The organism is Pseudomonas sp. 2995-1, from assembly GCF_002742505.1.
In the GTDB taxonomy this organism is placed as follows: Bacteria; Pseudomonadota; Gammaproteobacteria; order Pseudomonadales; family Pseudomonadaceae; genus Aquipseudomonas; species Aquipseudomonas sivasensis.
The window spans coordinates 176,593-202,406 of sequence record NZ_LJSA01000604.1 but is presented as its reverse complement, the minus strand read 5'-3'; the positions used below and the strand labels follow the sequence as shown (position 1 = coordinate 202,406).

The window sequence follows — 25,814 nt, the reverse complement described above, 5'->3', positions numbered from 1 at the left end:
AAACAAAAATACGATCAGCGCAGGGAAAACCAGAAATGTCAGCACTCACCAAGGGGCGTATCACCGGTAGCCGGTTAGCCTTGGCCATTCACTTGGGCCTGTTCGCCGCAGCGGCTCCCGTGTACGCGGCGCAGCCTCAAGCGGGAGCGGCCCAGCCCGTCGTGCTGACGTTCGATATCCCTGCGCAATCCTTGGGCAGTGCCGTGTTGGCGTTCGCCGACAAGGCCGGTCTGCAAGTGTTGTTTGACAGCCAGCGCCTGCAAGGCTTGAACAGCACCGCGCTCAAAGGCAGCTTCAGCGTGCAGGAAGGCCTGGGCCGTTTGCTCGGCGCTGCGCCGGTGGAGTATCGCTTCACCAGTGAACGCCAAGTGACCCTCAACCGCGTCAGCGATGATCACGCGGGCGCCATGACCGTAGGCACCACCACCATCACCGCCAACACCAATGGCCAGGCCAGTGATTGGGTGTACCAGACCCCAAAGTCCGTGGCGGTGATCAGCCGTGACATGATCGATAAACGCCCGCCCCGTCACGCCGCCGACATGCTCGAAGAAACCGCAGGCGTCTACACCGCCGTCAACCAGCGCGATCCTGGTTTGTCGGTGAACATTCGCGGGGTGCAAGACTACGGCCGCGTGAACATGAACATCGACGGCATGCGCCAGAACTTCAACGTCAACGGCCACCAGCAACGCAACGGCACCCTGCTGATCGACCCGGAGTTCATCTCCAGTATCGAGATCGACAAGGGCAGTCAGTCGGGGCAGGGCGGCGCAGCAGTGTTGGGCGGGATTGCCTCGTTCAAGACGTTGGATGCCAGTGAGTTCTTGAAAGACGGCAAGGAATACGGCGGACGCATCCGCGCAGGCCACGGCATTGGTGAGCTGGGCAATGGCACCAATTTTAATGGCAGCGGTGTGTTTGCCTTTGGTGATGAGCGCGGCGATGTGTTGGTGGGGTACAGCGAACGGCATTTCGGCGATTACCGCTCGGGTAACCACAATGACCAGAAATTGGGCACCAACCTGCGCGCCCGCAAGGCCATGCCGGGTGCGTTCGATGATTGGTTGAACAGCGAAGTCGGTGACATGGGCAGCGTGACCCGATCACAGATCGTCAAGCTGGGCCTTAACTTGCCCAATGACCAGCGCGTGCAACTGAGCTACCTGGAAAGTGACAGCGACAGCAACGATGCCTGGGCTTACACCAGTGACGATAACCAGAGTGTGTTTTACCAACGAGTCAGCAAAAACAACCTCAACGCCAAGAATTTTGCGTTGGACTACAGCTATACCCCGGATAACCCACTGATCGATCTGAAGGCCAAGGCGTACTACGTCACCACCCAGCTTGATCGCACCAATGCGCCGAACGGCGCGACGGTAGGCACCGGAAACTACGTGGGGACCTACACTGACCACTTCCAGACGGACACCTGGGGACTACAAGGCGACAACACCTCGCGCTTTGATTTCGGTCAGTTGGGCCATGTGAGCTGGAACTACGGTGGGGAGCTGTACCAGGACGAGTTCAAGCCACGCACCAACAAGGTCGAAGCCACCAACGACCTCGCCTTGCTGCCCTACGCCGAGGGTGGAACGCCGGGCGGCAAACGCACCATCGCGAGCCTGTTTAATAACCTGCAATACGAGTATGGCGATTGGCTGACCCTGGATGGCGGTTTGCGTTACGACCGTTATCGGCTCGAAGGCGAAACGGGCATGACGCTGTACCGCCGTGATCGCTTCTACAGCAGCCTGGTGGGGGCCAAGCGGGTCGTGGAAGTCTACGATGTCGATCGCGAGGAGGGGCAGTTCTCCCCCACCTTCGGCATCGCCGTCAAACCTGGCCTGGACTGGCTGCAGCTTTATACGCGCTGGGGCAAAGGCTGGCGCCCGCCGGCAGTGACCGAAACCTTCATGACGGGCCGCCCCCATGGCGGCGGCTCGGGTGAGCGCGTGTTTCCCAACCCCTATCTCAAGCCCGAGGAGTCGAAGGATTGGGAGGTGGGCGTGAACGTGTTCAAGGAAGGGCTGTTGTTCGGTGATGATCGCTTGGGCATCAAGGTGGCCTACTTTGATACCAAGATCGAAAACTTCTCCTTTCTCAACACCAGCGTCAGCCTTCCGGAAACCACATCGGGTGGTTTTCTCGGGACCATGGCCTACGTCAACAACACCAACCCCACGCGTTTCCGTGGGCTTGAGTACCAGCTCAACTACGACATGGGCCGCGTCTACGCCAACCTGAGCTTCACCCACATGATCGGCAGTAACGAGTTCTGTTCGAAGAACTATTACATGGGCGGCGCGAAGAAAAACGGCCCAAGCACGACGCGTATCGAGCGCTATGTGGATGCAAACGGCGTTTCACGAATCCGCCTCGTGACCCGCTATGAAGTGCTCGACGATGACGTCGCCAACAATCGGGAAAGCTGTGGCCGGATCATGGGCAACGCCACCTACATGCCCGCCGACCGTGGCTCCTTGACCCTGGGTGCGCGCTTCCTGGACAAGCGCCTGGATACCGGTGTGCGTGTGCGCTACAGCGCGGGCAATGGGGAAAACCTCAATCAGCAGGGTTACGACCTGATCGACCAGGCGCTCTGGCCTCAATACACCCTGTATGACCTGTACGGCAGTTACTGGATGACTGACCACCTGAACATTTCGCTGGCATTGGAAAACGCCACCAATGAAGCCTATTTCGTCGCCATGGGCGACGCCAACAACTTGAGCCTGGCGCGCGGCCGGACGTTGAGCGGGATGTTGGAATACAAGTTCTGATCTACGTGCAGCGGTACGTGATCAATGGTTTTACCCAACAGTGGGTAAAAAAGTGCGCCGCTTGTGCGTACTCATCAATAGCGTTGTTTAACGAGGTTTAGTGATGACTATTTCTGTTAGCTACGATTCGATCCTGAGTGATGTAACCGTCTCGGAATACCTGAGCGCTTGGGCCCTGGGCTTCAACACAGCCGGTCACGGCAACAGCAACACCGGTGGCTTCAGCAACGGCTCACTCGCCGGTGACCAGTACGCTACCCACGGCGCCAACAGCTCCGACTACGCCTTCATTGCCGACAGCGACACCAGCAATGGCCTGCACTATGTATTCAATCCACTGCTGCCAGCGAGCAGCAACCAAAACCACTTCCTGTGGGGTGAGCTGGATAACGTTCAACTGGGCACTGGTCTGGGCGGCGGTAGCGGCAGCGACTTCAGCCTGACCGACTTCAAGGTCGCCTTCAACGGCCTCGACCTGAGCGCAGCGTCGGATGCCGGTCGCGTCGGTAACGAGGTCCAGAGCGTGATCTACGGCCTGATGCAGGGCAACACGTCCGCGTTGGAAACCGTTCTCGCTGACCTGCTGGGCGCAATCGGCGAAGACCTCAACAGCACCTTCGACGAGATCAGCGCCGCTGTCGCCAGCCATGCCGCATCCTCGGCCACCACCGACGTTGCGCTGGTGGGTGTGCAAGACGTGGCACAGGACTGGGCACTCGCCGCCTAACGCCTTCGCTGCATGAAAAAAGCGAATGGAAGATCGCTCTCCCATTCGCCGCATGACACACCGCCGTCGCCCAAGCCGTCTAACTCTTCCGGCGACGGCGGTGCCAAATTCTGCGCAGCGTCGTATCGCCTGTCAACGCGGCGACCTTGCACGTTTAACCCCACGAGAACCTCCAGATGCGCCACGCCGGCAACGAAACCCTGGCCGCCCTCACGGCCTATAAAAGTGGCTTCTTCAACATCGGCCTGTTCTCGGCGGTGATCAACCTGCTGATGCTGGCCCCGGCGCTTTACATGTTGCAGGTGTACGACCGAGTGCTGGCTTCGGGCAATCAGATGACCCTGTTGATGCTAACGCTGATGATCCTCGGCCTGTTCGGCCTGATGGGCGCATTGGAGTGGGTGCGCAGCCAAGTGGTGATCCGCCTCGGCACGCAGATGGACATGCGCCTGAACCAGCGGGTGTACGACGCCGCGTTCGAGGCACAACTCAAGGGCGGCACCCAGGCGGCGGGGCAGGCACTGAATGACCTGACGACGCTGCGCCAGTTCGCTACCGGACAGGCGTTGTTCGCGTTCTTTGATGCGCCGTGGTTTCCGGTGTACCTACTGGTGATCTTCCTCTTCCATCCTTGGCTCGGAATGCTGGCGCTGGGCGGCGCGGTGATTTTGATCGCGCTGGCGTGGATCAACCATCATGTGAGCCAGGCGCCGATGGCCCAGGCCAGCCAACTGTCTATCAGCGCGAGCCAGCAAGCCACCGCCAACCTGCGCAATGCCGACACCATCGAAGCCATGGGCATGCTTGCCACGTTGCGCGGGCGTTGGTTCAACCAGCACCAGGCGTTTCTCGCGCAGCAGAACCTGGCGAGTGAAAAGACCGCCGCTGTCAGTGCCTGGTCCAAGGGCGTGCGCCTGGCGTTGCAGTCGCTGGTGCTTGGCCTGGGCGCGTTGCTGGCGGTGCAGGGCGACATCACGCCGGGGATGATGATTGCCGGTTCCATTCTGATGGGCCGGGTGCTCACCCCCATCGACCAACTGATCGGCGTGTGGAAGCAATGGGGCTCGGCGCGCCTGGCCTTTGATCGGCTATCGAAGATGTTGGCGGACAACCCCGCGCGCCCGGCGCGCATGAGCCTGCCGGCGCCCAAGGGGCAATTGAGCGTCGAGCAACTCAGCGCCTGCGCCCCCGGCAGCCGTCGGCCGGCGTTGGCTAATCTGGGCTTCAACCTGCCTGCGGGTGACGTGCTGGGGGTGATCGGGCCGTCAGGCTGCGGCAAGTCAACCCTGGCGCGGGTGCTGGTGGGCGCCTGGGCTCCACTGGCCGGCAAGGTGCGCCTGGACGGCGCCGACCTGACCCAATGGGACAAGCAGCAACTCGGCCCGCACATCGGCTATCTGCCCCAGGACATCCAACTGTTTGCCGGCAGCATCGCCGACAACATCGCGAGGTTTACCGAGCTGGATGCCGACAAGGTCCTCGCCGCCGCGCAAATGGCCGGCGTACACGACCTGATCCTGCAACTGCCCCAAGGCTATGACACGCAGTTGGGGGAGGGCGGCGCAGGCTTGTCCGGCGGCCAGAAACAACGGGTGGCCCTGGCGCGTGCGCTGTACGGTTTGCCCGCGCTGATCGTGCTGGATGAACCCAACGCCAACCTCGATGAAGTGGGCGAGCAGGCCCTGCTCCAGGCCATCGCCCAGCTCAAGCAGCAGCGTCGCACCGTGATCCTGATTACCCACAAAGCCAATGTGCTGAGCCTCACTGACCAATTGCTGATCCTCAAGGACGGCCAGTTGCAGGCCTTCGGTCCAACGGCGCGGGTGTTGGAGGCGCGGCAGAAACCGGCAGTCAGCAAACCAGTGTCGACCATGAGCATGAGTTACCGCCTCGGCGAAGGAAAACAGGCATGAGCATGAGCAAACCGATGCTGGTCAGCGACGCATCCCATAACGTGCTGGCGCTGGATGACAAAAAATATTCACGCCTGGGCTGGCTGCTGGTGCTTGGCGGATTTGTCGGGTTTATCGGCTGGGCCGCGCTGGCCCCTCTGGACAAGGGCGTCGCGGTGTCGGGCAAGGTGATGGTTTCGGGCCATCGAAAAACCGTTCAGCACCCTACCGGCGGCATCGTCGAGCGTATCGAAGTGCGCGACGGTGAGGTGGTCAACGCCGGCCAAGTGTTGCTGCGCTTGAAAGAAACCCCGTTGCGCGGGCAGATGCAGTCGCTGCGCAGCCAGTACCTCGCGTCCTTGGCCACCGAGGCGCGGTTGAATGCCGAAAGCGAAGGGTTGCCTGCGATCACCTTCGGCCCTGAACTGCTGAATGAGCCGCAGGCTACCAACACCCTGAATCTGCAACGGCAACTGTTCAACAGCCGCGCCCAGTCGCTGGCCACCGAGCAACAAGGCCTGCGCGAAACCATCGCCGGTGCCGAAGCGCAGTTGCGCGGCACGCGGGATTCCCAAGCGAGCAAACTGCAGCAACGGGCGGCGCTCAATGAGCAACTGCAAGGCCTGCGCGAACTGGCGCGGGACGGTTATATCCCGCGCAATCGCCTGCTCGACAGCGAGCGCCTTTACTCGCAGATCGACGGCACCATCGCCGAGGACTATGGCCGCATCGGCCAGTTGCAGCGTCAGGTTTTGGAGCTGCGCCTGCGTATCCGCCAGCTCGGCGAAGACTTCCAGAAAGACCTGCGCAGCCAGTTGGCCGAAACCCGCACCCGCAGCGACGACCTGCGTAATCGCCTGGCGTCGGCCGAGTTCGAACTGGCCAACAGCCTGGTTCGCGCCCCGGCGTCCGGCGTGGTGGTGGGGTTGGACGTGTACACCGAAGGCGGCGTGATCAAGCCCGGTCAGGCGCTGATGGACATCGTGCCCCAGGGCGAGCCGCTATTGGTGGAAGCGCGGGTGCCGGTGCAGATGGTCGACAAAGTGCACCCCGGTTTACCGGTGGAACTGCTGTTCTCGGCCTTCAACCAGGCCACCACGCCGCGGGTGGCGGGTGAGGTGACATTGGTATCCGCCGACCGCCAGGTCGATGAACGCACCGACGAGCCTTATTACACGTTGCGTGCCCAAGTCAGCACGGCGGGTATGCAGCAACTCGCCGGCGCACAGATCCGCCCCGGCATGCCGGTGGAAACGTTCATAAAGACCGGTGAGCGGTCGATGCTCAACTACCTGTTCAAACCTTTGCTGGACCGCACCCATATGGCCTTGGTGGAAGAATGAAGGCGCTGCTGTTTACCTTGTGCGTGAGCTTTACACCGGCTGCGCAGGCCCTGGGGTTGTTGGATGCGTACGACCTGGCGCTGCGCAATGACCCGACCTTTCAGGCCGCCATCCAGGCGCGTGAGGCCGGTGAAGAGAATCGCGTGATAGGTCGGGCGGCGTTGCTGCCGAATCTGTCGTGGAGCTACAACAATTCGCGCAACGAGTCGCAGGTGACCGCAGGTGATGTCACCAGCGACCGCGACTACCGCAGCTATGCCTCGACCCTGACCTTGCAGCAACCACTGCTGGACTACGAAGCCTACGCGCGGTTTCGCCAAGGCACGGCCCAGGCGCTGATGGCCGATGAGCGCTTTCGCGGCAAAAGCCAGGAACTTGCGGTGCGGGTACTCAGCGCTTATAGCCAGGCGTTGCTGGCCCAGGAACGCATCGAGTTGAGCCGCGCGCAGAAACGCGCATTTGCCGAACGCCTGCAACTCAACGATCGCCTGCTCAAAGGTGGCGAGGGGACACGTACCGATGTGCTGGAAACCCAAGCGCGCCTAAGCCTGGCCCAGGCTGAAGAAATCGAATCCCTGGATGCCCAGGACAGCGCCCTGCGAGAGTTGGAAGCCATCGTCGGCCAACCGCTGCAGATCGAAGAACTGGCGCCGCTGACCCGTCAATTCGATATCCCGCCCCTGGAGCCGAACCGTTTCGAGACCTGGCGGGAAATGGCCATGGCCAACAATCCGGAGCTTAAATCCCAGCATCACGCGTTGGACGTGGCGTCCTACGAAGTGGAGCGCAAACGCGCCGGGCACATGCCCAAGGTCAGCCTGTACGCCAGCAGCCGCCAGACCCGTTCCGATTCGGAAAGCAGCTACAACCAGCAGTACGACACCAACAGCGTCGGCATTCAGGTCAGCTTGCCATTGTTTGCCGGCGGTTCGGTGTCGGCTTCTACTCGTCAGGCGGGCAATCAATTGAGCCAGGCCCAGTACGAACTGGACGCGCAAACCTCGGCCACGCTGGTGGAGTTGCGCAAGCAGTTCAACCTCAATACCAGCGGCGCGGCAAAAGTGCGGGCTTATGAAATGGCCGTCAGCTCCGCCACGGCACTGGTCACCGCGACGAAGAAAAGCGTCAGCGGAGGCGAGCGCGTTAACCTCGACGTGCTCGACGCCGAACAGCAACTGTTCACCGCCCGCCGCGACCTGGCGAACGCTCGACATGCGTATTTGCTGGCCAGGATTCAGTTGAAGTACTACGCGGGACTGCTCAGCGAGCAAGACTTGCGGGCGTTGGCGGGGTATTTCCAACCGTCGGCCTGACAACGCTATTTGCCAATACACCAAGCCAATGTGGGAGGGGGCTTGCCCCCGATAGCAGTGCGTCAATCAGCAAACCTTCAACTGACCCACCGCCATCGGGAGCAAGCCCCCTCCCACATGTTGAACTGCTACCAGCCTTGGAATTACCGACGAGTCAGCAACACCCCCGATTCCATGTGGTGCGTCCACGGGAACTGGTCAAACATCGCGCATTGCGTAATGCGGTGCGTGTCATGCAACTGCGCAATGTTCGCCGCCAACGTCTCCGGGTTGCAGGAGATGTACAGAATGTTGTCGAAGCGACGGGTCAATTCGCAAGTGTCCGGGTCCATGCCGGCGCGGGGCGGGTCGACGAAGACGCTGCCGAATTCGTAGCTCTTCAGATCGATGCCCTGCAGGCGACGGAACGGGCGCACTTCATTCAGCGCTTGGGTGAGTTCTTCGGCAGAGAGTCGCACCAGCGTGACGTTATCTACCGCGTTTTCATCGAGGTTGCTCAGGGCCGCATTCACCGAGGTCTTGCTGATTTCGGTGGCCAGCACTTTGCGTACGCGGGTGGCGAGCGGCAGAGTGAAGTTGCCGTTGCCGCAGTACAGCTCCAGCAAGTCATCCGGGCGATCGCCCAAGGCTTCGTATGCCCAGTTGAGCATCTTCTGGTTCACCGTGCCGTTGGGCTGGGTGAACGCGCCTTCGGGTTGGCGGTAGCTGAAAGTGCGCCCGCCCACGTCGAGTTTTTCCACCACGTAGTCGTGGCCGATCACATCGCGCTTGCCCTTGGAGCGGCCGATGATGCTGACATTCAAATCAGCTGCCAGCTTGTTCGCCGCCGTGTGCCAATGCTCGTCCAGCGGGCGGTGATAACACAGGGTAATCATCGCATCGCCGGCCAGGGTGGTGAGGAACTCCACTTGGAACAGCTTGTGGCTCAGGGCGGCGCAGGCTTGCCAGGCGGCCTTGAGTTGCGGCATCAACTGATTGATGCGTTGGCTGGCAATCGGGAATTCTTCGATCAGGATCGGCGTGCGCTTGTCGTCCTGGGAGAACATGGCGTAGTGGCGATCTCCGCCTTCGCGCCACAGGCGGAACTCCGCCCGCAGGCGGAAGTTCTGCAGCGGTGAGTCGAATACCTGTGGCTCGGGCGCGTCGAACGGCGCCAGCAGGTCACGCAAGCGCGTGACCTTGTCTTGCAGTTGAACGGTGTAGCTTGCGGCGTCAAAAGTCATGCGTTGAACCAGCCCAGCTTGATCACGAACAGAATCGACAGAATCACCAGCGCTGGGTTCAGCTCACGGTAGCGGCCCGAAAGCAGCTTGATGGCGGTCCAGGCGATGAAACCGAAGGCGATGCCGTTGGCAATGGAGTATGTGAAGGGCATCGCCAGGGCGGTGACCACCACCGGCGCTGCAACAGTAATGTCATCCCAGTCGATTTCTGCCAGGCCCTGGGTCATCAGCACCGCCACGAACAGCAGTGCCGGCGCCGTGGCAAACGCCGGTACGCTGGCGGCCAGTGGCGAGAAGAACAGCGCCAACAGGAACAGGATCGCCACCACGATGGCGGTCAAACCGGTACGGCCACCGGCGCTCACGCCCGCGGCGGATTCGATGTAGCTGGTGGTGGTCGACGTGCCCAGCAGCGAACCGGCCATGGCGGCGGTGCTGTCGGCGATCAGGGCGCGGCCCATTTTCGGCATGTGGCCGTCCTTGCTCATCAGGCCGGCGCGCTTGGCGACGCCGATCAGGGTGCCGGAGTTGTCGAACAGGTCAACGAACAGGAACGCGAAGATCACGCTGACCAGGCCGATGTCCAGTGCGCCTTTGATATCCAGCTGCAGGAAGGTCGGGGCCAGCGAAGGGGGCATCGAGGTCACGCCGCCAAACGGGGTCACGCCCAGGACGATGGACGCGATAGTGACCGCAAGAATGCCGATCAGCACCGCGCCGCGTACGGCCAGGGCTTCCAGTGCGACGATCAGCACAAAACCGAGGGTGGCGAGGATCGGGGCCGCTTTTGTCAGGTCGCCCAGGCCTACCATGGTGGCCGGGTTGCTCACCACGATTCCGGCGTTGTGCAGGGCGATCAACGCCAGGAACAGGCCGATACCGGCGGCAATCGCCGAACGCAGGGGAAGCGGGATGGCGTTGATGATCCACTCACGGATGCGGAAAATCGACAGCAGGAAGAACAGCACCGCCGAAATAAACACCGCACCCAGCGCCACTTGCCAGGTATGGCCCATGTGCAGGACCACGGTGTAGGTAAAGAAGGCGTTGAGGCCCATGCCCGGCGCGAGTGCGATCGGGTAGTTGGCGATCAGGCCCATCACGGTCGAGCCGATGGCCGCCGCGAGGCAGGTCGCGACAAATACCGCGCCCTTATCCATGCCGGTTTCGCCGAGGATGCTCGGGTTCACGAACAGGATGTAGGCCATGGCCAGGAATGTCGTGATGCCCGCGAGAATCTCGGTGCGCACGTTCGTGTTGTGTGCCTTGAGTTGAAACAGCTTTTCCAGCATGCCTGCTCCCTGTGACGCTATCTTGCGTCGTGATTTGTTGACCTCTAAGTCAAAGCACAAACTGCGCCAAACGCCTGTGGTTTCAGAGAGGATCGGAAAAAGCGGCGCATCATACCAGCAGCCGAGGCTGTATGGCGCATGGCCTTGAGGCATACTGCGCCGACGTTCAATACCGGGTCATCGACAGCATGAAAAAAGCCAACGCGTGGAGTCTAGCCCTGATCCCTTGTCTCGGCCTGTGGCTGGGTGCGGCACCGGTCTGGGGCGCGACTGCACCGGCCTTGAGCGAAGTGCGCGTGTTCAAGGTCGAATCGGCCAAGTGCACCGAAACCATTCCAGAGCGCACCAGCACCACGCAGATGTGCACGCACCGAGGGCCGACCAAGGTGTCGGTGATGGAAGTGGGCCTGGGTAACAACCCGGTCGGCCTCTTCAACGGCGCGGTGCTCAACGGTCAGCGCACGCCGGTGTGTCAGGTCGGCAACGTCAGCCAGGCCTGCGCTGGCGGGGGCACCTTGATGGGCTACATCTATGTGTTTGACCTGAATGTCGAAGCCCAAGGCTGGTTCGAATACAGCAACTCATCGATCAATCCCCCGCGAAACACCTTGAAGACCCTGCTCAATATCCGCTGATCAATCATCTTGAACGCTCAAAACCCCGGGAAGTCGTACCCCTGAGACGGCGACTTTCCTGAACGCCGCGGATGTACACCAACCCGTGAGGTGTTTATGAGCGCGACCCCCAATGGCGCGGCGGCCCAACCGTTCGTCGCCCACTCCATACGCTTGACCCTCAATGGCCAGGATCGTCAGTTGGACGTATTGCCCTGGACCACGTTGTTGGACTTGCTACGGGAACAACTCGACCTGGTCGGCAGTAAAAAAGGCTGCGACCACGGCCAATGTGGTGCCTGCACCGTCCTGCGCGATGGCAAGCGCATAAACGCCTGCCTGACCCTGGCCGTGATGTGCGATGGCGCCGAGCTGACCACCATCGAAGGCTTGGCCAGCGGCGATCAGTTGCACCCCATGCAGCAAGCCTTCATCAAACACGACGCCTTCCAGTGCGGCTACTGCACGCCGGGCCAGATCTGCTCCGCCGTCGGCCTGGCCAATGAAGGCCGTGCCCACGACACTGCACAAATCCAGGAATTGATGAGCGGCAACCTGTGCCGCTGCGGTGCCTATACCAATATCCGCGATGCCATCAAAGACGGCCTGGGAGGTGAGCAATGAATCCCTTCCACTACAGCAAACCTGTCGACGTACAGGAGGCCGTGCACCTGACCAGCGGCGCATCGCGTTTTATTGCCGGTGGTACGAACCTGTTGGACCTGATGAAAGAAAACATCAGCCGTCCCGAACACCTGATCGATATCACCGGCCTGCCACTGCATGGAATTGAAGAAACCGCCGATGGCGGCCTGCGGATCGGCGCGCTGGTGAGCAACGCCGATCTGGCCTGGCACCCGCTGATTGAAGAGCGTTACCCGCTGCTGTCCCAAGCCATCCTCGCAGGCGCGTCGCCGCAACTGCGCAACATGGCCAGTACCGGCGGTAACTTGCTGCAGCGCACCCGTTGCTACTACTTCTACGACGCCACGGTGCCGTGCAATAAACGCGAACCCGGCAGTGGTTGCCCGGCCCGCAGCGGGTTGAACCGTATCCATGCGATTCTTGGCGCCAGCGCGCAGTGCGTGGCCACTCATCCGTCGGACATGTGCGTCGCCTTGGCTGCGTTGGAGGCGCGGGTGCATGTGGAGGGACGTGGCGGCGCACGGGTCATCGAGTTCGCCGACTTCCATCGTCTTCCTGGCGATACGCCGCAGCGCGACAACCTGCTGGCCGACGATGAGCTGATCACTGCAATTGAATTGCCCGCCGACCATCTGGCACGTCACAGCCACTATTTGAAGATTCGCGATCGCGCGTCTTACGCGTTTGCCTTGGTGTCAGTCGCCGCCGCCCTTGAACTGGACGGCGACACTATCGTTGACGCTCGCCTGGCCCTCGGCGGCGTGGCCCACAAACCTTGGCGTGACCGCGCGGTAGAAGCCGCGCTGATCGGTCAGACCGTCAGCCGCGAAACCTTCAGCAACGCCGCCGACGTGCTGCTGCAAGACGCCGAGCCGCTGGAACATAACGGCTTCAAGATCAAGCTCGCGCGCCGCGCAATTATCCGCGCGCTGAGCGACGCCGCCGTTGCAGGAGAACAGCCATGACCGCTATCGGTAAACCCTTGAACCGTGTCGACGGTCTGCTCAAGGTCACAGGCCAGGCGCGGTACGCCGGTGAGTTTCCTGAGGCTGGCCTGCTTCATGGCAGCGTGGTGTCCAGCACCATCGCCAAAGGCCGTGTTATCAATATCGACGCGTCCAAAGCGTTAGCGCTACCGGGTGTGGTGGATGTTATCCATCATCTCAACCGCCCGAAAATCGCCAGCTATGACGACGCCTTTGCCGATGACGATGCGGCGGATGGCTCGCCGTTTCGCCCGCTGTACAACGACCGCGTGCTCTACAGCGGCCAGCCCCTGGCATTGGTCATCGCCGATAACCTGGAGTTGGCGCGACACGCCGGCTCGCTGGTGCATATCGACTATGAGTGCGAGGACTTCGAGACCGATCTGCTAGCCCAGCAGGAACTGGCCTATCCCTCGCCGCAAACCCCGCCCAAGCCGCGCGGCAACTTCCAGGCTGAATGGTCCGGCGCGGCCATCAGCCTCGATCTGCACTACAGCACACCCATCGAACACCACAATCCGATGGAGCCCCACGCCAGCACCGTGCTGTTTCAGCCGGATGGCACCCTGCACATCCATGACAAGACTCAGGGCCCGCAGAACTGCCAGGCCTATGTGCAAAAAGTCTTCGGCCTGGATAAAAGTCAGGTGCGCATCTTTGCTGCGTTCGTCGGGGGCGCCTTCGGCTCTGGTCTGCGCCCGCAGTACCAATTGCCTTTGGCGGTGATGGCGTCTCTGGCGCTCAAGCGTTCGGTGCGGGTCACCCTGACGCGCCAGCAGATGTTCACCTTTGGCTACCGCCCCCGCACCCTGCAGCGTTTGCAGATGGGCGCCGCCGCTAACGGCCGTTTGCTGGCGCTGGGGCATACCGCGATTGGCCAGACCTCGCGCTTTGAGGACTTCAGTGAACACGTGGTGGAATGGAGCGGCATGCTCTATCACTGCGACAACGTGCAGCTTACTTATAAGTTGGTGCCGCTGGATGTCTTCACGCCCCTGGACATGCGCGCGCCAGGCGCCGCGTTGGGCGTGATTGGCCTGGAATGCGCCATGGATGAACTGGCCTGCGCCCTGGGCATGGACCCGGTGCAACTGCGGCTGATCAACTACGCCGAACGCAACCAGAACGAAGATAAACCCTGGTCGAGCAAAGCCCTGCGCGAGTGTTACCGCGAAGGCGCCGAGCGTTTCCGCTGGAAGCAGCGCAACCCGGAGCCGCGCAGCATGCGCGACGGCCGCCAGTTGATCGGTTGGGGCATGGCCGGCGGGGTGTGGGAGGCCATGCAAATGAAGGCCAGCGCCAAGGCGCGTATTGATTCGCTGGGCAAATTGACGGTCAGTAGCGCCACCACCGACATCGGCACCGGTACGTACACGGTGATGACTCAGATCGCGGCCCAGGCCAGTGGCGTGGCTGTCGACGATGTCAATTTTCTACTCGGTGACTCGTCTTTACCCACCGCGCCGTTGCAGGGTGGATCGTTTACCGTGTCCTCAGTGGGCACTGCCGTGCAGCAAGCCTGCGAAGCGTTGACGGCCAAACTGCTGAGCATTGCCCGCCAGACTTACCCGGTGTTCAAGGACGCCGAGTCCGTTCGCTTTGAAGACGGCCAACTGCACACCGGTGACGTGAGTGTGTCGCTGGCGCAGTTGGTCAAGGACAGTGGCGAAGACGCATTGGAAGTGCAGGTCGACAGCGAGCCGGACAAAAAACGCGAGGGTTACGCCACCGCCACCCACTCGGCGGTGTTCGTCGAGGTCCAGGTGGACGAAGACCTGGGAACAATCAAAGTGCGGCGTGTGGTCAGCGCGATTGCGGCCGGGCGCGTGGTCAATCCGAAGATGGCCCGCAGCCAGATTCTCGGCGGGGTGGTGTGGGGAATCGGCATGGCATTGCACGAAGAAACTCAGATCGACCATCAACTGGGGCGCTACATGAACCACAGCCTGGCCGAGTACCACATCCCGGTGAATGCCGATATCGGCGAGATTGACGTGGTGTTTGTCGAAGAGCACGACGAGATCGTCAATGCACTGGGTTCCAAGGGTGTTGGCGAGATCGGCATTGTCGGGGTAGCGGCGGCGGTAGCCAACGCGATTTACCATGCCACCGGCAAGCGGGTGCGGGAGTTTCCGATCACCCTGGATAAGGTGCTCTGACGCGGTCCAGCAAACATTGAAGATCCAAACGTGGGAGGGGGCTTGCTCCCGATGGCGGAGTTTCAGTCCAAGCATAAGTTGGCTGATCCACCGCTATCGGGAGCAAGCCCCCTCCCACATTGACCTTATTGCCACATTGAATCACGCAGCGGGCTTGATGCTTTCCTCCACCGGCACATGCATACGATCCCGATTCGCCAGTGTCGGGAACAGTTTTATCCACACTCCGGTTACCACCAGCGTACCGATTCCGCCCATGACCACGGCGGGCACGGTGCCGAACCAGTGCGCAGTGATACCGGACTCGAACTCGCCTAACCACCGGCAAGCGGGTGCGGGAGTTTCCGATCACCCTGGATAAGGTGCTCTGACGCGGTCCAGCAAACATTGAAGATCCAAACGTGGGAGGGGGCTTGCTCCCGATGGCGGAGTTTCAGTCCAAGCATAAGTTGGCTGATCCACCGCTATCGGGAGCAAGCCCCCTCCCACATTGACCTTATTGCCACATTGAATCATGCAGCGGGCTTGATGCTTTCCTCCACCGGCACATGCATACGATCCCGATTCGCCAGTGTCGGGAACAGTTTTATCCACACTCCGGTTACCACCAGCGTACCGATTCCGCCCATGACCACGGCGGGCACGGTGCCGAACCAGTGCGCAGTGATACCGGACTCGAACTCGCCTAACTGGTTGGACGCGCCGATAAACAGCCCGTTGACCGCACTGACCCGGCCGCGCATTTCATCCGGCGTCTCCAACTGCACGAAGGAGGCGCGAATGACCATGCTGATCATGTCCGCCGCGCCCAGCACCACCAGCACTGCCAGGGAAAACCAGAACGAGGTGGACAGGCCGAAAGCAATGGTCGCCACGCCGAACACGCCGACAGCGGTGAACATTACCCTGCCAACTTTGCGGTCCACCGAAAAGCGCGCCAGCCACAACGACATCAACAGTGCGCCCACCGCCGGTGCCGAACGCAACAGGCCCAGGCCCCAGGCGCCGGTCAGCAGGATGTCCTTGGCGAACACCGGCAGCAACGCGGTGGCGCCGCCCAGCAGCACGGCGAACAGGTCCAGGGAAATAGCGCCGAGGATGTCCGGGCGGCTGCGGATAAAACGGATGCCAGCCAGCAGCGAGTCCAAGGTGGCCTTGCCTTTGTTCAGTGGGGTCTGGCGGGCGGGCAGGTTGAGGGTCAGCACGCAGGCGATGATGTACAGCACCACCGTGGGGCCATACACCCAGACGCTGCCGAACGCATAAAGCAAACCGCCGAGCGCCGGGGCGACGATGGTGGCCAGTTGCTGGGCCGACTGTGAAGACGCCACCGCACGCGGGAACAGCGCACTGGGCACGATGCTCGGCAGCAGCGCCTGGGTGGTGGGCAATTCAAACGAGCGCGCGGCACCGAGCAGGAAGGCGAGGATAAAAATCATCTCGCGGGTCACGTTGCCGGTCAGGCCGCCGATGGCCAGGGACAGGGCAATCAGCGCCTGTACGGTCTGGCAGATGGCTGCGACTTTGCGCCGCTCGTAGCGGTCGGCCACGTGTCCGGTGTGCAGCATGAACAGCACCCGTGGCACGAACTCCACCAACCCGACCAGACCCAAGTCCAGCACATTGCCGGTCAGTTGGTACAGGTTCCAGCCGATGGCCACGGTGAGCATCTGGAAGCCGCTGGCGGTGAAAATCCGTGCCAGCCAGAACGCGATGAAAGGGCGGTGATGACGCAACAGCAACACGGGTTCACTAGGCATCGGGAATTCGGGTCGAGGCGAGAGGGAGCCGCGAGATTAGCATTAAGTTGTAACAGATAGTTGCTAGAGCTGGGCTGAGGCAGTCTGTCACGCGGCAAAAGACCACATAACTGGACACAGAAAATGGGACTACTCTTTCAGTAATGCTTGATCCAGATCAAAACCTCCGTGGGGATTGATCTGGCGGCCGCAAGGCCAGAATCCCTACGTGGCTGGTAAAAAAAGAAACGAATTGAAATTCGCCACACTCCATATCCGTGGGGGCAGTGGGTGCAGGCTTCCGCCAGCAGCCGGTATTACCTGACAGAGGAAGACTTATGTTCGGTTTGGAGGCGCTAGATCTCGCCCGAATTCAATTTGCGTTCACCATCTCGTTCCACATCCTGTTCCCGGCGATCACCATCGGCCTGGCCAGTTACCTCGCGGTGCTGGAAGGCTTGTGGCTCAAGACCCACAACGACACCTACCGTGACCTCTACCATTTCTGGTCGAAGATCTTTGCGGTCAACTTCGGCATGGGCGTGGTCTCGGGCCTGGTCATGGCGTATCAGTTCGGCACCAACTGGAGTCGCTTCTCGGACTTTGCCGGCGCCGTCACCGGGCCGCTTCTTACCTACGAAGTGCTCACCGCCTTCTTCCTTGAGGCCGGTTTCCTTGGGGTGATGCTGTTCGGCTGGAACAAGGTCGGGCGCAAGCTGCACTTCTTCTCCACCGTGATGGTGGCCGTGGGCACGTTGATCTCGACCTTCTGGATTCTGTCGTCCAACAGCTGGATGCAGACGCCACAAGGCTTTGAAATCATCGATGGCCGGGTGATTCCAACCGACTGGTTCGCCGTTGTCTTCAACCCATCGTTCCCTTACCGCTTGGCGCACATGGCCACAGCGGCCTTTGTTGCCACGGCCTTCTTTGTCGGTTCCTCGGCGGCGTGGCACTTGCTGCGCGGCAAGGACAACCCGGCGATCCGCACAATGCTCTCGATGGCGATGTGGATGGCGCTGATCGTGGCGCCTATCCAGGCGGTGATCGGTGACTTCCACGGCCTCAACACCCTGAAGCATCAGCCGGCAAAAATCGCGGCGATTGAGGGCCACTGGGAAAACAAAGGCAATGAGCCGACCCCGCTGATTCTGTTTGGCTGGCCCGACATGAAGGCCGAAAAAACCAAATACGCGGTGGAAATTCCTTACCTGGGCAGCCTGATCCTGACCCACGCCCTGGACAAACAAGTGCCAGCGCTCAAGGAGTTTCCGCCTGAAGACCGCCCCAATTCGACCATCGTGTTCTGGTCGTTCCGGGTCATGGTCGGCCTGGGTTTCCTGATGATCTTCACCGGTCTGTTCAGCCTGTGGCTGCGTCGCGGCGACAAGATGTACACGTCCAAGCCGTTCCTGTACCTGGCGCTGTGGATGGGCCCGTCCGGCCTGATCGCGATTCTTGCCGGTTGGTTCACCACCGAAATCGGCCGCCAGCCGTGGGTGGTCTACGGGTTGATGCGCACGGCGGACGCTTCATCCGGGCATAGCCTGGCGCAGATGACGATTACCCTGGTGTTGTTCGTGGTGGTGTATTTCGCGCTGTTCGGCGCCGGCTTGGGCTACATGATGCGCCTGGTACGCAAAGGCCCTGTGACCCACGAAAGTACTGAACCGACCCACGGTGGCCCTGGCCAGAAACGCACACCGGCCCGTCCGTTGTCGGCTGCCGATGACGGCAACGATGACGACCACGTCGACATCCAGCACAAGGGGCATTGAGATGGGTATTGATCTTCCGCTGATCTGGGCCGTGATCATCATCTTCGGCATCATGATGTACGTCGTGATGGACGGCTTCGACCTCGGCATTGGCATCCTCTTCCCGTTTATTCCGGGCAAAGTCGACCGCGACGTGATGATGAACACCGTCGCCCCGGTTTGGGACGGTAACGAAACCTGGCTGGTACTCGGTGGCGCAGCGTTGTTTGGCGCCTTCCCGCTGGCCTATTCGGTGGTGTTGTCGGCGCTGTACCTGCCGCTGATCCTGATGCTGATCGGGCTGATCTTCCGTGGCGTGGCCTTCGAGTTCCGTTTCAAGGCCAAGGACCACAAGCGCCACCTGTGGGACAAGGCGTTTATCGGCGGTTCGCTGACGGCCACGTTCTTCCAGGGTGTAGCGCTGGGGGCGTTTATCGACGGGATTCCGGTGGTGGACCGCCAGTTTGCCGGTGGCTCACTGGACTGGCTCACACCGTTCACGATGTTCTGCGGCGTGGCGCTGATCGTGGCCTATGCCTTGCTCGGCTGCACCTGGTTGATCATGAAAACCGAAGGCCCGTTGCAGGAGAAGATGCACAACCTGGCGCGGCCCTTGGCATTCGTTGTGTTGGCGGTAATTGGCATCGTCAGTATCTGGACGCCGCTGGCGCACCCGGAAATCGCGACGCGCTGGTTCACCCTGCCGAACCTGTTCTGGTTCCTGCCGGTGCCGATCCTGGTGCTGGTGACCATGTACGGGTTGATCCGCGCGGTGGCGCGTAATGCCCACTACACGCCGTTCCTGTTGACGCTGGTGTTGATTTTCCTCGGCTACAGCGGCCTTGGGATCAGCCTGTGGCCGAACATCATTCCGCCTTCCGTATCGATCTGGGACGCGGCCGCACCGCCGCAAAGCCAGGGTTTCATGCTGGTGGGTACGCTGTTCATCATCCCGTTCATCCTGGGCTACACCTTCTGGAGCTACTACGTGTTCCGCGGCAAGGTCACCCACGAAGACGGCTATCACTAGGAGGGTTGTGGCATGTCCGGCAAACCTACGTTGCACGAGATTGAAGAGGGCGAGAAACAGCCGTTGTGGCGGCGTCTGGGGTGGCTGGCGATGATCTGGACCGGCAGTGTGCTGGCACTGTTCGTCGTGGCCAGCCTGATGCGCATGTTCATGAATGCGGCCGGCCTGACCACCCACTGACATCCCGATCCGGGCTTTGCGGCCCGGTTTTCAAGCCCTGCTTTTTCCTTTGGAAAGGCAGGGCTTTTTTTATTTGCGCGCTTTGAGGATGACGAATTTCGGCGTGGCGGCCACTTGCTCGACACCGCGGAACAGTCGCGCCAATTTGCTGTGATAACCCAGGTGGCGGTTGCCGACTATATAAAGCGCGCCGCCCACCACTAGCGCTTCCCGCGCTTGCTGGAACATGCGCCAGGCGAGGAAGTCGCCGACCACTTGTTGTTGGTGGAACGGTGGGTTGCACAGCACCACATCCAGAGAGTCCGAGGCCTGGCCGGCCAGGCCATCGGCAGCACGCACGGTCACCTCCCGTTCGCCGAGGGCGGCTTGCCAGTTCTCAAGGGCTGATTGCACGGCCATGTACGACTCGTCGAGCAAGGTGTAATGGGCGTCCGGGTTTTGCAGCGCGCTGGCAATCGCCAGCACGCCGTTGCCGCAGCCCAGGTCCGCGACGCGCGCACTGCCCAGGCCTTTGGGCAGGTGCGGCAGGAAGGCGCGGGTGCCGATGTCCAGGCCTTCACGGCAGAACACGTTGGCGTGGTTGAGCAGTTCGATAGCGGGTGTTTCAAGCTGATAGCGCGTTGGGTAGGGCGAGACTGCCGCGGGGCGATCTTCCAGAGTGGCAATCAGCAACCGTGCCTTCTTTACCGCAAGGGAGGCGTGCATCGGCCCGATGTAACGCTCCAGCAACTCACCGGCCGCACGGGGCAGGTGCTTGACCATCGCCCCGGCGATGACCTCTGCGCCCGGTGCCAGTTGGCCTTGCAGGCGGATCAGCTGTTCTTCCAGCAGTGCCAGGGTTTTGGGTACGCGGATCAGAACTCGGTCAAAGGGGCCGGTCGGCACTTGGTGGGCAGGCACGAAAGTCACGCCATCAAACGCCTTGCCATTGCGTACCAGGTTTTTCTCCAGGCCCTGGGCGGCGAGAAACGAGTCGCCGCTGGAGGTGACCTGCATCTGGCCTTCAAGACTGGCCGCCAAGGCGCCGAAACTATCATTGAGTACCAGCACGCGCGTCGCTGCACTCGGCTGTTGTCCGGCCAGGTGGCTGAGCAGGTATTCGTCGGCCGCATCGAAGGCTTGCAGCGGATCGTTATGTTGCTCTGGCTGGCGGATCAGATCGAGCTGGGCGAAGGGGCTGTCGAGCAGGGGCATGGCGGGGGAGGCTCTGGGTAATCGATGGGCGGCGGCAGTGACCTGCGCAACCGTCTGAGTGAACTACAGGCGGGCCCCCAAGGGGCCCTGCACTCAGAATTGGGCGTAAATGTTACTTTTTTTCTACGGGGATTACATGCGGTGTTTCAAGGGCGGTTAAAACAGCCCTGCTTTCGAGGCACAGAGCACGGCGGCGATCTTGTTGTTGACCCCAAGCTTTTTGAAGCAACTGCAAATGTGAAAGCCCACGGTACGTTCGGAAAGGCACAGGATGGTGGCAATGTCTGCGGCAGTTTTGCCCATGGCTGACCATTTGAGGATTTCCTTCTCGCGCGAGGTCAATTTTTTCGCAGGGTTGATACTGGGGCTGGCCGCGTAAGTCTGCGCCACGGCCGCATGCATCGCATGGCAAAGCCACAGGACCTGGCCAGCTTTTTCGTAGAGCTCTTCCGGAGTCACGGCACCTTTACTGCGACCCAGGGTAAGCATGCTGAACACACCCTGGAAATCATGCACTGCTTGGGTCCAACCCAGATGCACACCAAACGACTGAGCCAAAGACCATAAGTTGGGTGAGTCTTTAAACGTTTTTTCCTCCCAGACGATGGGTAATACAGAGCGTTTGCAATGTGTTACCACAGGATCCACTTCAAAGAAGTGCGCTTGGTTGTAAAGATTGTTCCACTCATCTGGATAGTTATTGAAGCGAACGGGCTTCGTTCGATTGTTGGGTAGGTGTGAACTCATCGTAAAGGAACAGTATTGAAAGCCGAGTGCGAAGGTGTGGTTGAGGGCTATCTCGAAAAGAGTGGTGGCCTCGCTTTCACCTTCCAGTTTGGGAAGACGTGTATTACGCCAGTTAACCATTGGTAACTCTCCATGTGGGGTCTACATGACATGGGATACCTCCTGAACTCCCAAATGCACGGGAATGAGTGTAGGACATTACTTACGGTGCAAGAGGAAAATTTCGCTCTTGAACGCAGGGGGTTTAAGAAGATTTTTTAAGGACGGCAAAAGGTGTGTAACGGCGCTTAGTTGGTTTTTTTCGATTTTTTAGTGAGTTGAATGATCAACTTAGAGTGGGCTTGTAGCTAGGGCAGAGGGACTAATAGCCAATGGGTTGGACTGCCACTAAATTGCCACTACTTAGGGGCTGCGCGATGCCACTACAAACCACCGGTGTTTCCGTGCGCGACTTTGAGGGACACTAGGGCACCTGTAGAACGGAGCCCCCCATGACGGCCAGTGCTGAGAAATTTACCCGCCAGACCTTGCTCGATGTGCAATCGCTGACCCCCAGCCTGTTTACGCTGCGAACCACTCGCGACCCTGGGTTCCGTTTTACTGCGGGTCAGTTCGTGCGTCTGGGCGTGACCAAGGCGGACGGCACTACGGTGTGGCGCGCTTACTCGATAGTTTCCTCGCCGTTTGATGAGCACTTGGACTTCTTCTCGATTGTGGTCCCTGGAGGCGAGTTCACCAGCGAGCTGAGCCGCCTGCGCGTGGGCGATACCTTGATGGTGGAACGCCAGGCTACGGGGTTCCTGACCTTGAACCGGTTCGTCGATGGCCGTGACTTGTGGATGTTGGCGACAGGGACCGGAGTCGCGCCGTTTTTGTCGATCCTGCAGGACTTCGAAGTCTGGGAGAAATTCGAGCGGATCGTGCTGGTGTACAGCGCACGGGAAGCCAAGGAACTGGCCTATCAGTCGCTGATCAAGGAACTGGGTGAGCGTGAGTACCTTGCCGAGTACGCGCACAAACTGACCTACATCCCACTCGTTACCCGCGAGCACCATCCAGGCGCATTGAGCGGGCGCATTACTACCTCGATTGAAAACGGTGAGCTGGAGCGCGCAGCGGGCGTAGAGCTGAGCCCGGAGCATTCCCGCGTGCTGATTTGCGGCAACCCGCAGATGGTTGATGACACCCGCCAGTTGCTCAAGCAGCGTGACATGCAACTGAGCCTGAGCCGCAGGCCTGGGCAGGTGGCGGTGGAAAACTACTGGTAATAAAAAAGGCGCCTCAAGCAGGCGCCTTTTTTTAAGCCGATCCGGGTTAAAGCGGCTTGTCGTTCTGTGCCTTGAGCAGATCGCGGATCTCCCCCAGCAGCAGTTCTTCCTTGGTCGGCGTCGGCGGCAGGCTAGGTGCTACGGCCTCTTCGCGCTTGAGGCGGTTGATGGCCTTCACGCCCATGAAGATCGCAAAGGCGACGATGACAAAATCGATCACGCTCTGGATGAACTTGCCGTAGGCCAGCACGACGGCGGGAACATCGCCTTGGGCCGCCTTGAGGGTGACCGCCAGGTCACCAAAGTCCACACCACCGATCAACAGACCAATGGGCGGCATCACCACGTCGCCGACAAACGAGGAAACAATTTTGCCGAAGGCTGCGCCGATGATGATACCGACGGCCATGTCGACCACATTACCTTTGACCGCGAAGGCCTTGAACTCACTGATCACGCTCATAGGTTATTCCTTGTTACAGATGAGAAGGGTGAAGCACAGTGTAAGTCAGTCGTATAGGGCTTGTGCGACACAACTGTTAATACTGTTAATTTTAATCGACACATTAAAACGCAAATAGTTTGCAAAGTGCCACCAATCGCGCGCGAAATACTCGCTGTTTCAGTGGGTTACCACATTAATTTCTTAATCGCCCTGGTGGGGTTTTTCTATTTATCTTCTGACTCCCAGGTCACTAGCCTCTGGCAAGCACAACTGAATGTGCACTAAAAAAACCAGAGGAAACCTCGATGAACAACCCAATGAGCCGCAGTCCAGTGCTGGCGCGACATGCGCTGTTGCTGGCGACTGCCAGTCTGCTTTCTCTTTCGGTGCAAGCCGCCAACCTGACGCGAGATAACGGCGCGGCCGTCGGCGACAACCAGAATTCGCAAACCGCAGGCGCCAATGGCCCGGTGCTGCTGCAAGACGTGCAGCTCATTCAGAAGTTGCAGCGCTTCGACCGCGAACGCATTCCGGAGCGCGTGGTGCACGCCCGGGGTACCGGCGCCCACGGCACGTTTACGGTGACAGATAACCTTAGCGACCTGACCAAGGCCAAAGTTTTCGCCGCTGGCGAAGCCACCCCGGTATTTGTGCGATTCTCGGCTGTCGTTCACGGCAACCACTCCCCGGAAACCCTGCGTGACCCGCGCGGTTTTGCCACCAAGTTCTACACCGCTGACGGTAACTGGGACTTGGTCGGCAATAACTTCCCAACTTTCTTTATTCGTGACGCCATCAAGTTCCCGGACATGGTGCATGCGTTCAAGCCGGATCCGCGCACGAACTTGGATGACGACTCCCGTCGCTTTGACTTCTTCTCACATGTACCCGAGGCCACGCGCACGCTGACCGAGTTGTATTCGGACTCTGGCACGCCCGCCAGTTATCGGGAAATGGACGGTAATGGCGTACATGCCTACAAATTGATTAATACCAAAGGCGAAGTCCATTACGTCAAGTTCCACTGGAAGAGCCTGCAAGGCATTAAGAACCTTGATCCAAAGCAAGTCACCGAAGTGCAAGGTCGTGATTACAGCCATATGACTAACGACTTGGTCACCCATATCAACAAAGGCGACTTCCCCAAGTGGGACTTGTATGTGCAAGTGCTCAAGCCCGAAGACTTGGCCAAGTTTGAGTTCGATCCGTTGGACGCCACCAAGATCTGGCCGAACGTGCCTGAGCGCAAAGTTGGGCAGATGGTGCTGAACCGCAATCCGGCGAACGTGTTCCAGGAAACCGAGCAAGTCGCCATGGCCCCGGCCAACCTTGTGCCCGGCATCGAACCGTCGGAAGACCGCCTGCTGCAAGGCCGGGTGTTTTCCTACGCCGACACCCAAATGTACCGCCTGGGTGCCAATGCACTGCAACTGCCGATCAATGCCCCACGGGTCACCGTCAACAACGGTAACCAGGACGGCGCGATGAACTTCGGCAAGACCACCAGCGGCGTGAACTACCAGCCAAGCCGCCTGGAAAACCGCGAAGAGCCGCAAACCGCGCGCTACAGCCAGACGGCACTGTCTGGTAGCACCCAGCAGGCGAAGATTCAGCGCGAGCAGAACTTCAAGCAGGCCGGTGATCTGTATCGCTCATACACCAAAAAAGAGCAGCAGGACTTGATCGACAACTTCGGCGGCTCACTGGCCACCACGGATGACGAGAGCAAGCACATCATCCTCTCGTTCCTCTACAAAGCGGACCCGGCATACGGCACCGGCGTGGCCAAGGTCGCGAAGGGTGACCTGGCCCGCGTCAAGGCGCTGGCTGAAAAATTGACTGACTGACATTGGTGACGGTCGACGCGCCGGTTGGGGCGTCGACCCATGGCAGGAGAAACCCATGCGTATTTCTATCGGTTTGCTGATGGCCATGCTGGCCTTTGTCGCCCATGCCGAATCCCCCGAACCGGCAGCACTCAAGGCACAGTTGCAGGATTATTACTTCGACGCCGCCCGCCGTGGCGACCTCGATATGCTCAACACCTTTATTGAGTCTGGCTACAGCCTCAACACCCAGGACGAAAAGGGCTACACCGCGTTGATCCTCGCCGCCTATCACGGCCAGGGCCGGTTTGTGGAGCGTTTGCTCAGTGCCGGTGCCGACGCCTGTGTACAGGACAAGCGCGGCAACACCGCGCTGATGGGCGCGATCTTCAAAGGCGAGCTGAACATTGCCCAGCGCCTGCTGGCCACCGATTGCAACCCCGACCAACGCAACGGCGCCGGGCAGACGGCCGCGATGTATGCAGGCCTGTTCAAGCGCGTCGAATTGCTTGATGAATTGAAAGCCAAAGGCGCTGACCTCAATGCCGAAGACCCGATCGGCAACAGTGCTTCGCGATTGGCCAGCGGTGAAATCCGGACCCCGGCGCCGCGCTGAGCTATCATCGCGGTTTTTCGGTTGGAGGTTCT

Annotated in this window: 21 protein-coding genes and 1 pseudogene; 15 read left to right on the top strand and 7 right to left on the bottom strand. The window is 60.3% G+C overall.

Features of this window, described 5'->3' with window-relative positions:
* The first annotated feature begins 35 nt into the window (after positions 1 to 35).
* The 5 genes from AOA61_RS29155 to AOA61_RS29135 all read left to right on the top strand — a co-directional run bounded on the left by AOA61_RS29155 (position 36) and on the right by AOA61_RS29135 (position 8,061).
* The gene (locus tag AOA61_RS29155) at positions 36 to 2,786 is read left to right on the top strand and encodes a TonB-dependent receptor (RefSeq protein WP_099603251.1); all 2,751 of its coding nucleotides are present in this window, start codon (positions 36 to 38) and stop codon (positions 2,784 to 2,786) included.
* A 103-nt stretch (positions 2,787 to 2,889) separates the two neighbouring features.
* A complete protein-coding gene (locus AOA61_RS29150) occupies positions 2,890 to 3,513 on the top strand; it encodes a heme acquisition protein HasA (protein ID WP_032884649.1) in 624 nt (207 codons plus the stop codon).
* A gap of 176 nt (positions 3,514 to 3,689) precedes the next feature.
* On the top strand, positions 3,690 to 5,426 hold the full coding sequence (locus AOA61_RS29145; RefSeq protein ID WP_032884650.1) for a type I secretion system permease/ATPase: 1,737 nt from the start codon (positions 3,690 to 3,692) through the stop codon (positions 5,424 to 5,426).
* A gap of 2 nt (positions 5,427 to 5,428) precedes the next feature.
* The gene (locus tag AOA61_RS29140) at positions 5,429 to 6,748 is read left to right on the top strand and encodes an HlyD family type I secretion periplasmic adaptor subunit (RefSeq protein ID WP_099603309.1); all 1,320 of its coding nucleotides are present in this window, start codon (positions 5,429 to 5,431) and stop codon (positions 6,746 to 6,748) included.
* The gene (locus AOA61_RS29135; RefSeq protein WP_032884652.1) at positions 6,745 to 8,061 is read left to right on the top strand and encodes a TolC family outer membrane protein; all 1,317 of its coding nucleotides are present in this window, start codon (positions 6,745 to 6,747) and stop codon (positions 8,059 to 8,061) included. Before AOA61_RS29140 ends, AOA61_RS29135 begins: the two co-directional genes overlap by 4 nt.
* Positions 8,062 to 8,204: 143 nt before the next feature.
* Here the strand turns inward: AOA61_RS29135 and trmA are convergent, their stop codons facing one another.
* Both trmA and AOA61_RS29125 read right to left on the bottom strand, forming a co-directional pair.
* Complete coding sequence (gene trmA / locus AOA61_RS29130; RefSeq protein ID WP_099603250.1) at positions 8,205 to 9,284, bottom strand: tRNA (uridine(54)-C5)-methyltransferase TrmA; 1,080 nt, start codon at positions 9,282 to 9,284, stop codon at positions 8,205 to 8,207.
* A complete protein-coding gene (locus AOA61_RS29125) occupies positions 9,281 to 10,576 on the bottom strand; it encodes an NCS2 family permease (RefSeq protein WP_032884654.1) in 1,296 nt (431 codons plus the stop codon). The genes trmA and AOA61_RS29125 overlap by 4 nt, the downstream gene beginning before the upstream one ends.
* 188 nt (positions 10,577 to 10,764) lie before the next feature.
* On the opposite strand from AOA61_RS29125, the gene AOA61_RS29120 reads away from it, so the two are divergent.
* The 4 genes from AOA61_RS29120 (at position 10,765) to AOA61_RS29105 (ending at position 14,980) form a co-directional block, all read left to right on the top strand.
* Positions 10,765 to 11,211 (top strand): DUF4879 domain-containing protein, encoded by a 447-nt coding sequence (locus tag AOA61_RS29120; protein ID WP_095186268.1) that lies wholly within the window; start codon positions 10,765 to 10,767, stop codon positions 11,209 to 11,211.
* Positions 11,212 to 11,307: 96 nt separating this feature from the next.
* Complete coding sequence (locus AOA61_RS29115; protein ID WP_095186235.1) at positions 11,308 to 11,814, top strand: (2Fe-2S)-binding protein; 507 nt, start codon at positions 11,308 to 11,310, stop codon at positions 11,812 to 11,814.
* Positions 11,811 to 12,800 (top strand): xanthine dehydrogenase family protein subunit M, encoded by a 990-nt coding sequence (locus AOA61_RS29110; protein ID WP_032884656.1) that lies wholly within the window; start codon positions 11,811 to 11,813, stop codon positions 12,798 to 12,800. Before AOA61_RS29115 ends, AOA61_RS29110 begins: the two co-directional genes overlap by 4 nt.
* Positions 12,797 to 14,980, top strand: a complete 2,184-nt coding sequence (locus AOA61_RS29105; RefSeq protein ID WP_099603249.1) for a xanthine dehydrogenase family protein molybdopterin-binding subunit — start codon at positions 12,797 to 12,799, stop codon at positions 14,978 to 14,980. The genes AOA61_RS29110 and AOA61_RS29105 overlap by 4 nt, the downstream gene beginning before the upstream one ends.
* Before the next feature lie 141 nt (positions 14,981 to 15,121).
* On the opposite strand, the pseudogene AOA61_RS29100 reads toward AOA61_RS29105, so the two are convergent.
* Positions 15,122 to 15,298: pseudogene (locus AOA61_RS29100) on the bottom strand (MFS transporter); the annotation flags it as partial.
* A 194-nt stretch (positions 15,299 to 15,492) separates the two neighbouring features.
* Entirely contained in the window at positions 15,493 to 16,740 is a 1,248-nt protein-coding gene (locus AOA61_RS29095; protein ID WP_032884658.1) for an MFS transporter, read from the bottom strand.
* Between the two features lie 317 nt (positions 16,741 to 17,057).
* Between AOA61_RS29095 and AOA61_RS29090 the strand changes: the two genes are divergently transcribed.
* The 3 genes from AOA61_RS29090 to AOA61_RS29080 are packed head-to-tail and all read left to right on the top strand — an operon-like array spanning position 17,058 to position 19,686.
* Positions 17,058 to 18,497: a cytochrome ubiquinol oxidase subunit I gene (locus AOA61_RS29090; protein WP_099603248.1), complete on the top strand. Its 1,440-nt coding sequence runs from the start codon at positions 17,058 to 17,060 to the stop codon at positions 18,495 to 18,497.
* Between the two features lies 1 nt (position 18,498).
* Entirely contained in the window at positions 18,499 to 19,506 is a 1,008-nt protein-coding gene (gene cydB / locus AOA61_RS29085; protein WP_032884660.1) for a cytochrome d ubiquinol oxidase subunit II, read from the top strand.
* A gap of 12 nt (positions 19,507 to 19,518) precedes the next feature.
* Positions 19,519 to 19,686, top strand: coding sequence for a DUF2474 domain-containing protein (locus AOA61_RS29080; protein WP_081797589.1), 168 nt, complete (start codon positions 19,519 to 19,521; stop codon positions 19,684 to 19,686).
* 69 nt (positions 19,687 to 19,755) lie between these two features.
* On the opposite strand, the gene AOA61_RS29075 is transcribed toward AOA61_RS29080, so the two are convergent.
* Both AOA61_RS29075 and AOA61_RS29070 read right to left on the bottom strand, forming a co-directional pair.
* Positions 19,756 to 20,880, bottom strand: a complete 1,125-nt coding sequence (locus tag AOA61_RS29075; protein WP_032884661.1) for a class I SAM-dependent methyltransferase — start codon at positions 20,878 to 20,880, stop codon at positions 19,756 to 19,758.
* 156 nt (positions 20,881 to 21,036) lie between these two features.
* Positions 21,037 to 21,747, bottom strand: a complete 711-nt coding sequence (locus AOA61_RS29070; protein WP_099603247.1) for a LuxR family transcriptional regulator — start codon at positions 21,745 to 21,747, stop codon at positions 21,037 to 21,039.
* 371 nt (positions 21,748 to 22,118) lie between these two features.
* On the opposite strand from AOA61_RS29070, the gene AOA61_RS29065 reads away from it, so the two are divergent.
* Entirely contained in the window at positions 22,119 to 22,895 is a 777-nt protein-coding gene (locus tag AOA61_RS29065; RefSeq protein ID WP_095186240.1) for a ferredoxin--NADP reductase, read from the top strand.
* A 46-nt stretch (positions 22,896 to 22,941) separates the two neighbouring features.
* Here the strand turns inward: AOA61_RS29065 and mscL are convergent, their stop codons facing one another.
* Positions 22,942 to 23,358 carry a large-conductance mechanosensitive channel protein MscL gene (gene mscL / locus AOA61_RS29060; RefSeq protein WP_032884664.1) on the bottom strand — a complete coding sequence of 139 codons (417 nt, stop codon included), beginning with the start codon at positions 23,356 to 23,358 and terminating at the stop codon, positions 22,942 to 22,944.
* A 287-nt stretch (positions 23,359 to 23,645) separates the two neighbouring features.
* On the opposite strand from mscL, the gene katB reads away from it, so the two are divergent.
* Together katB and AOA61_RS29050 are read left to right on the top strand one after the other, a co-directional pair.
* Positions 23,646 to 25,187, top strand: coding sequence for a catalase KatB (katB, locus tag AOA61_RS29055; RefSeq protein WP_032884665.1), 1,542 nt, complete (start codon positions 23,646 to 23,648; stop codon positions 25,185 to 25,187).
* A 55-nt stretch (positions 25,188 to 25,242) separates the two neighbouring features.
* Complete coding sequence (locus AOA61_RS29050; RefSeq protein ID WP_032884667.1) at positions 25,243 to 25,782, top strand: ankyrin repeat domain-containing protein; 540 nt, start codon at positions 25,243 to 25,245, stop codon at positions 25,780 to 25,782.
* Positions 25,783 to 25,814: the final 32 nt, after the last annotated feature.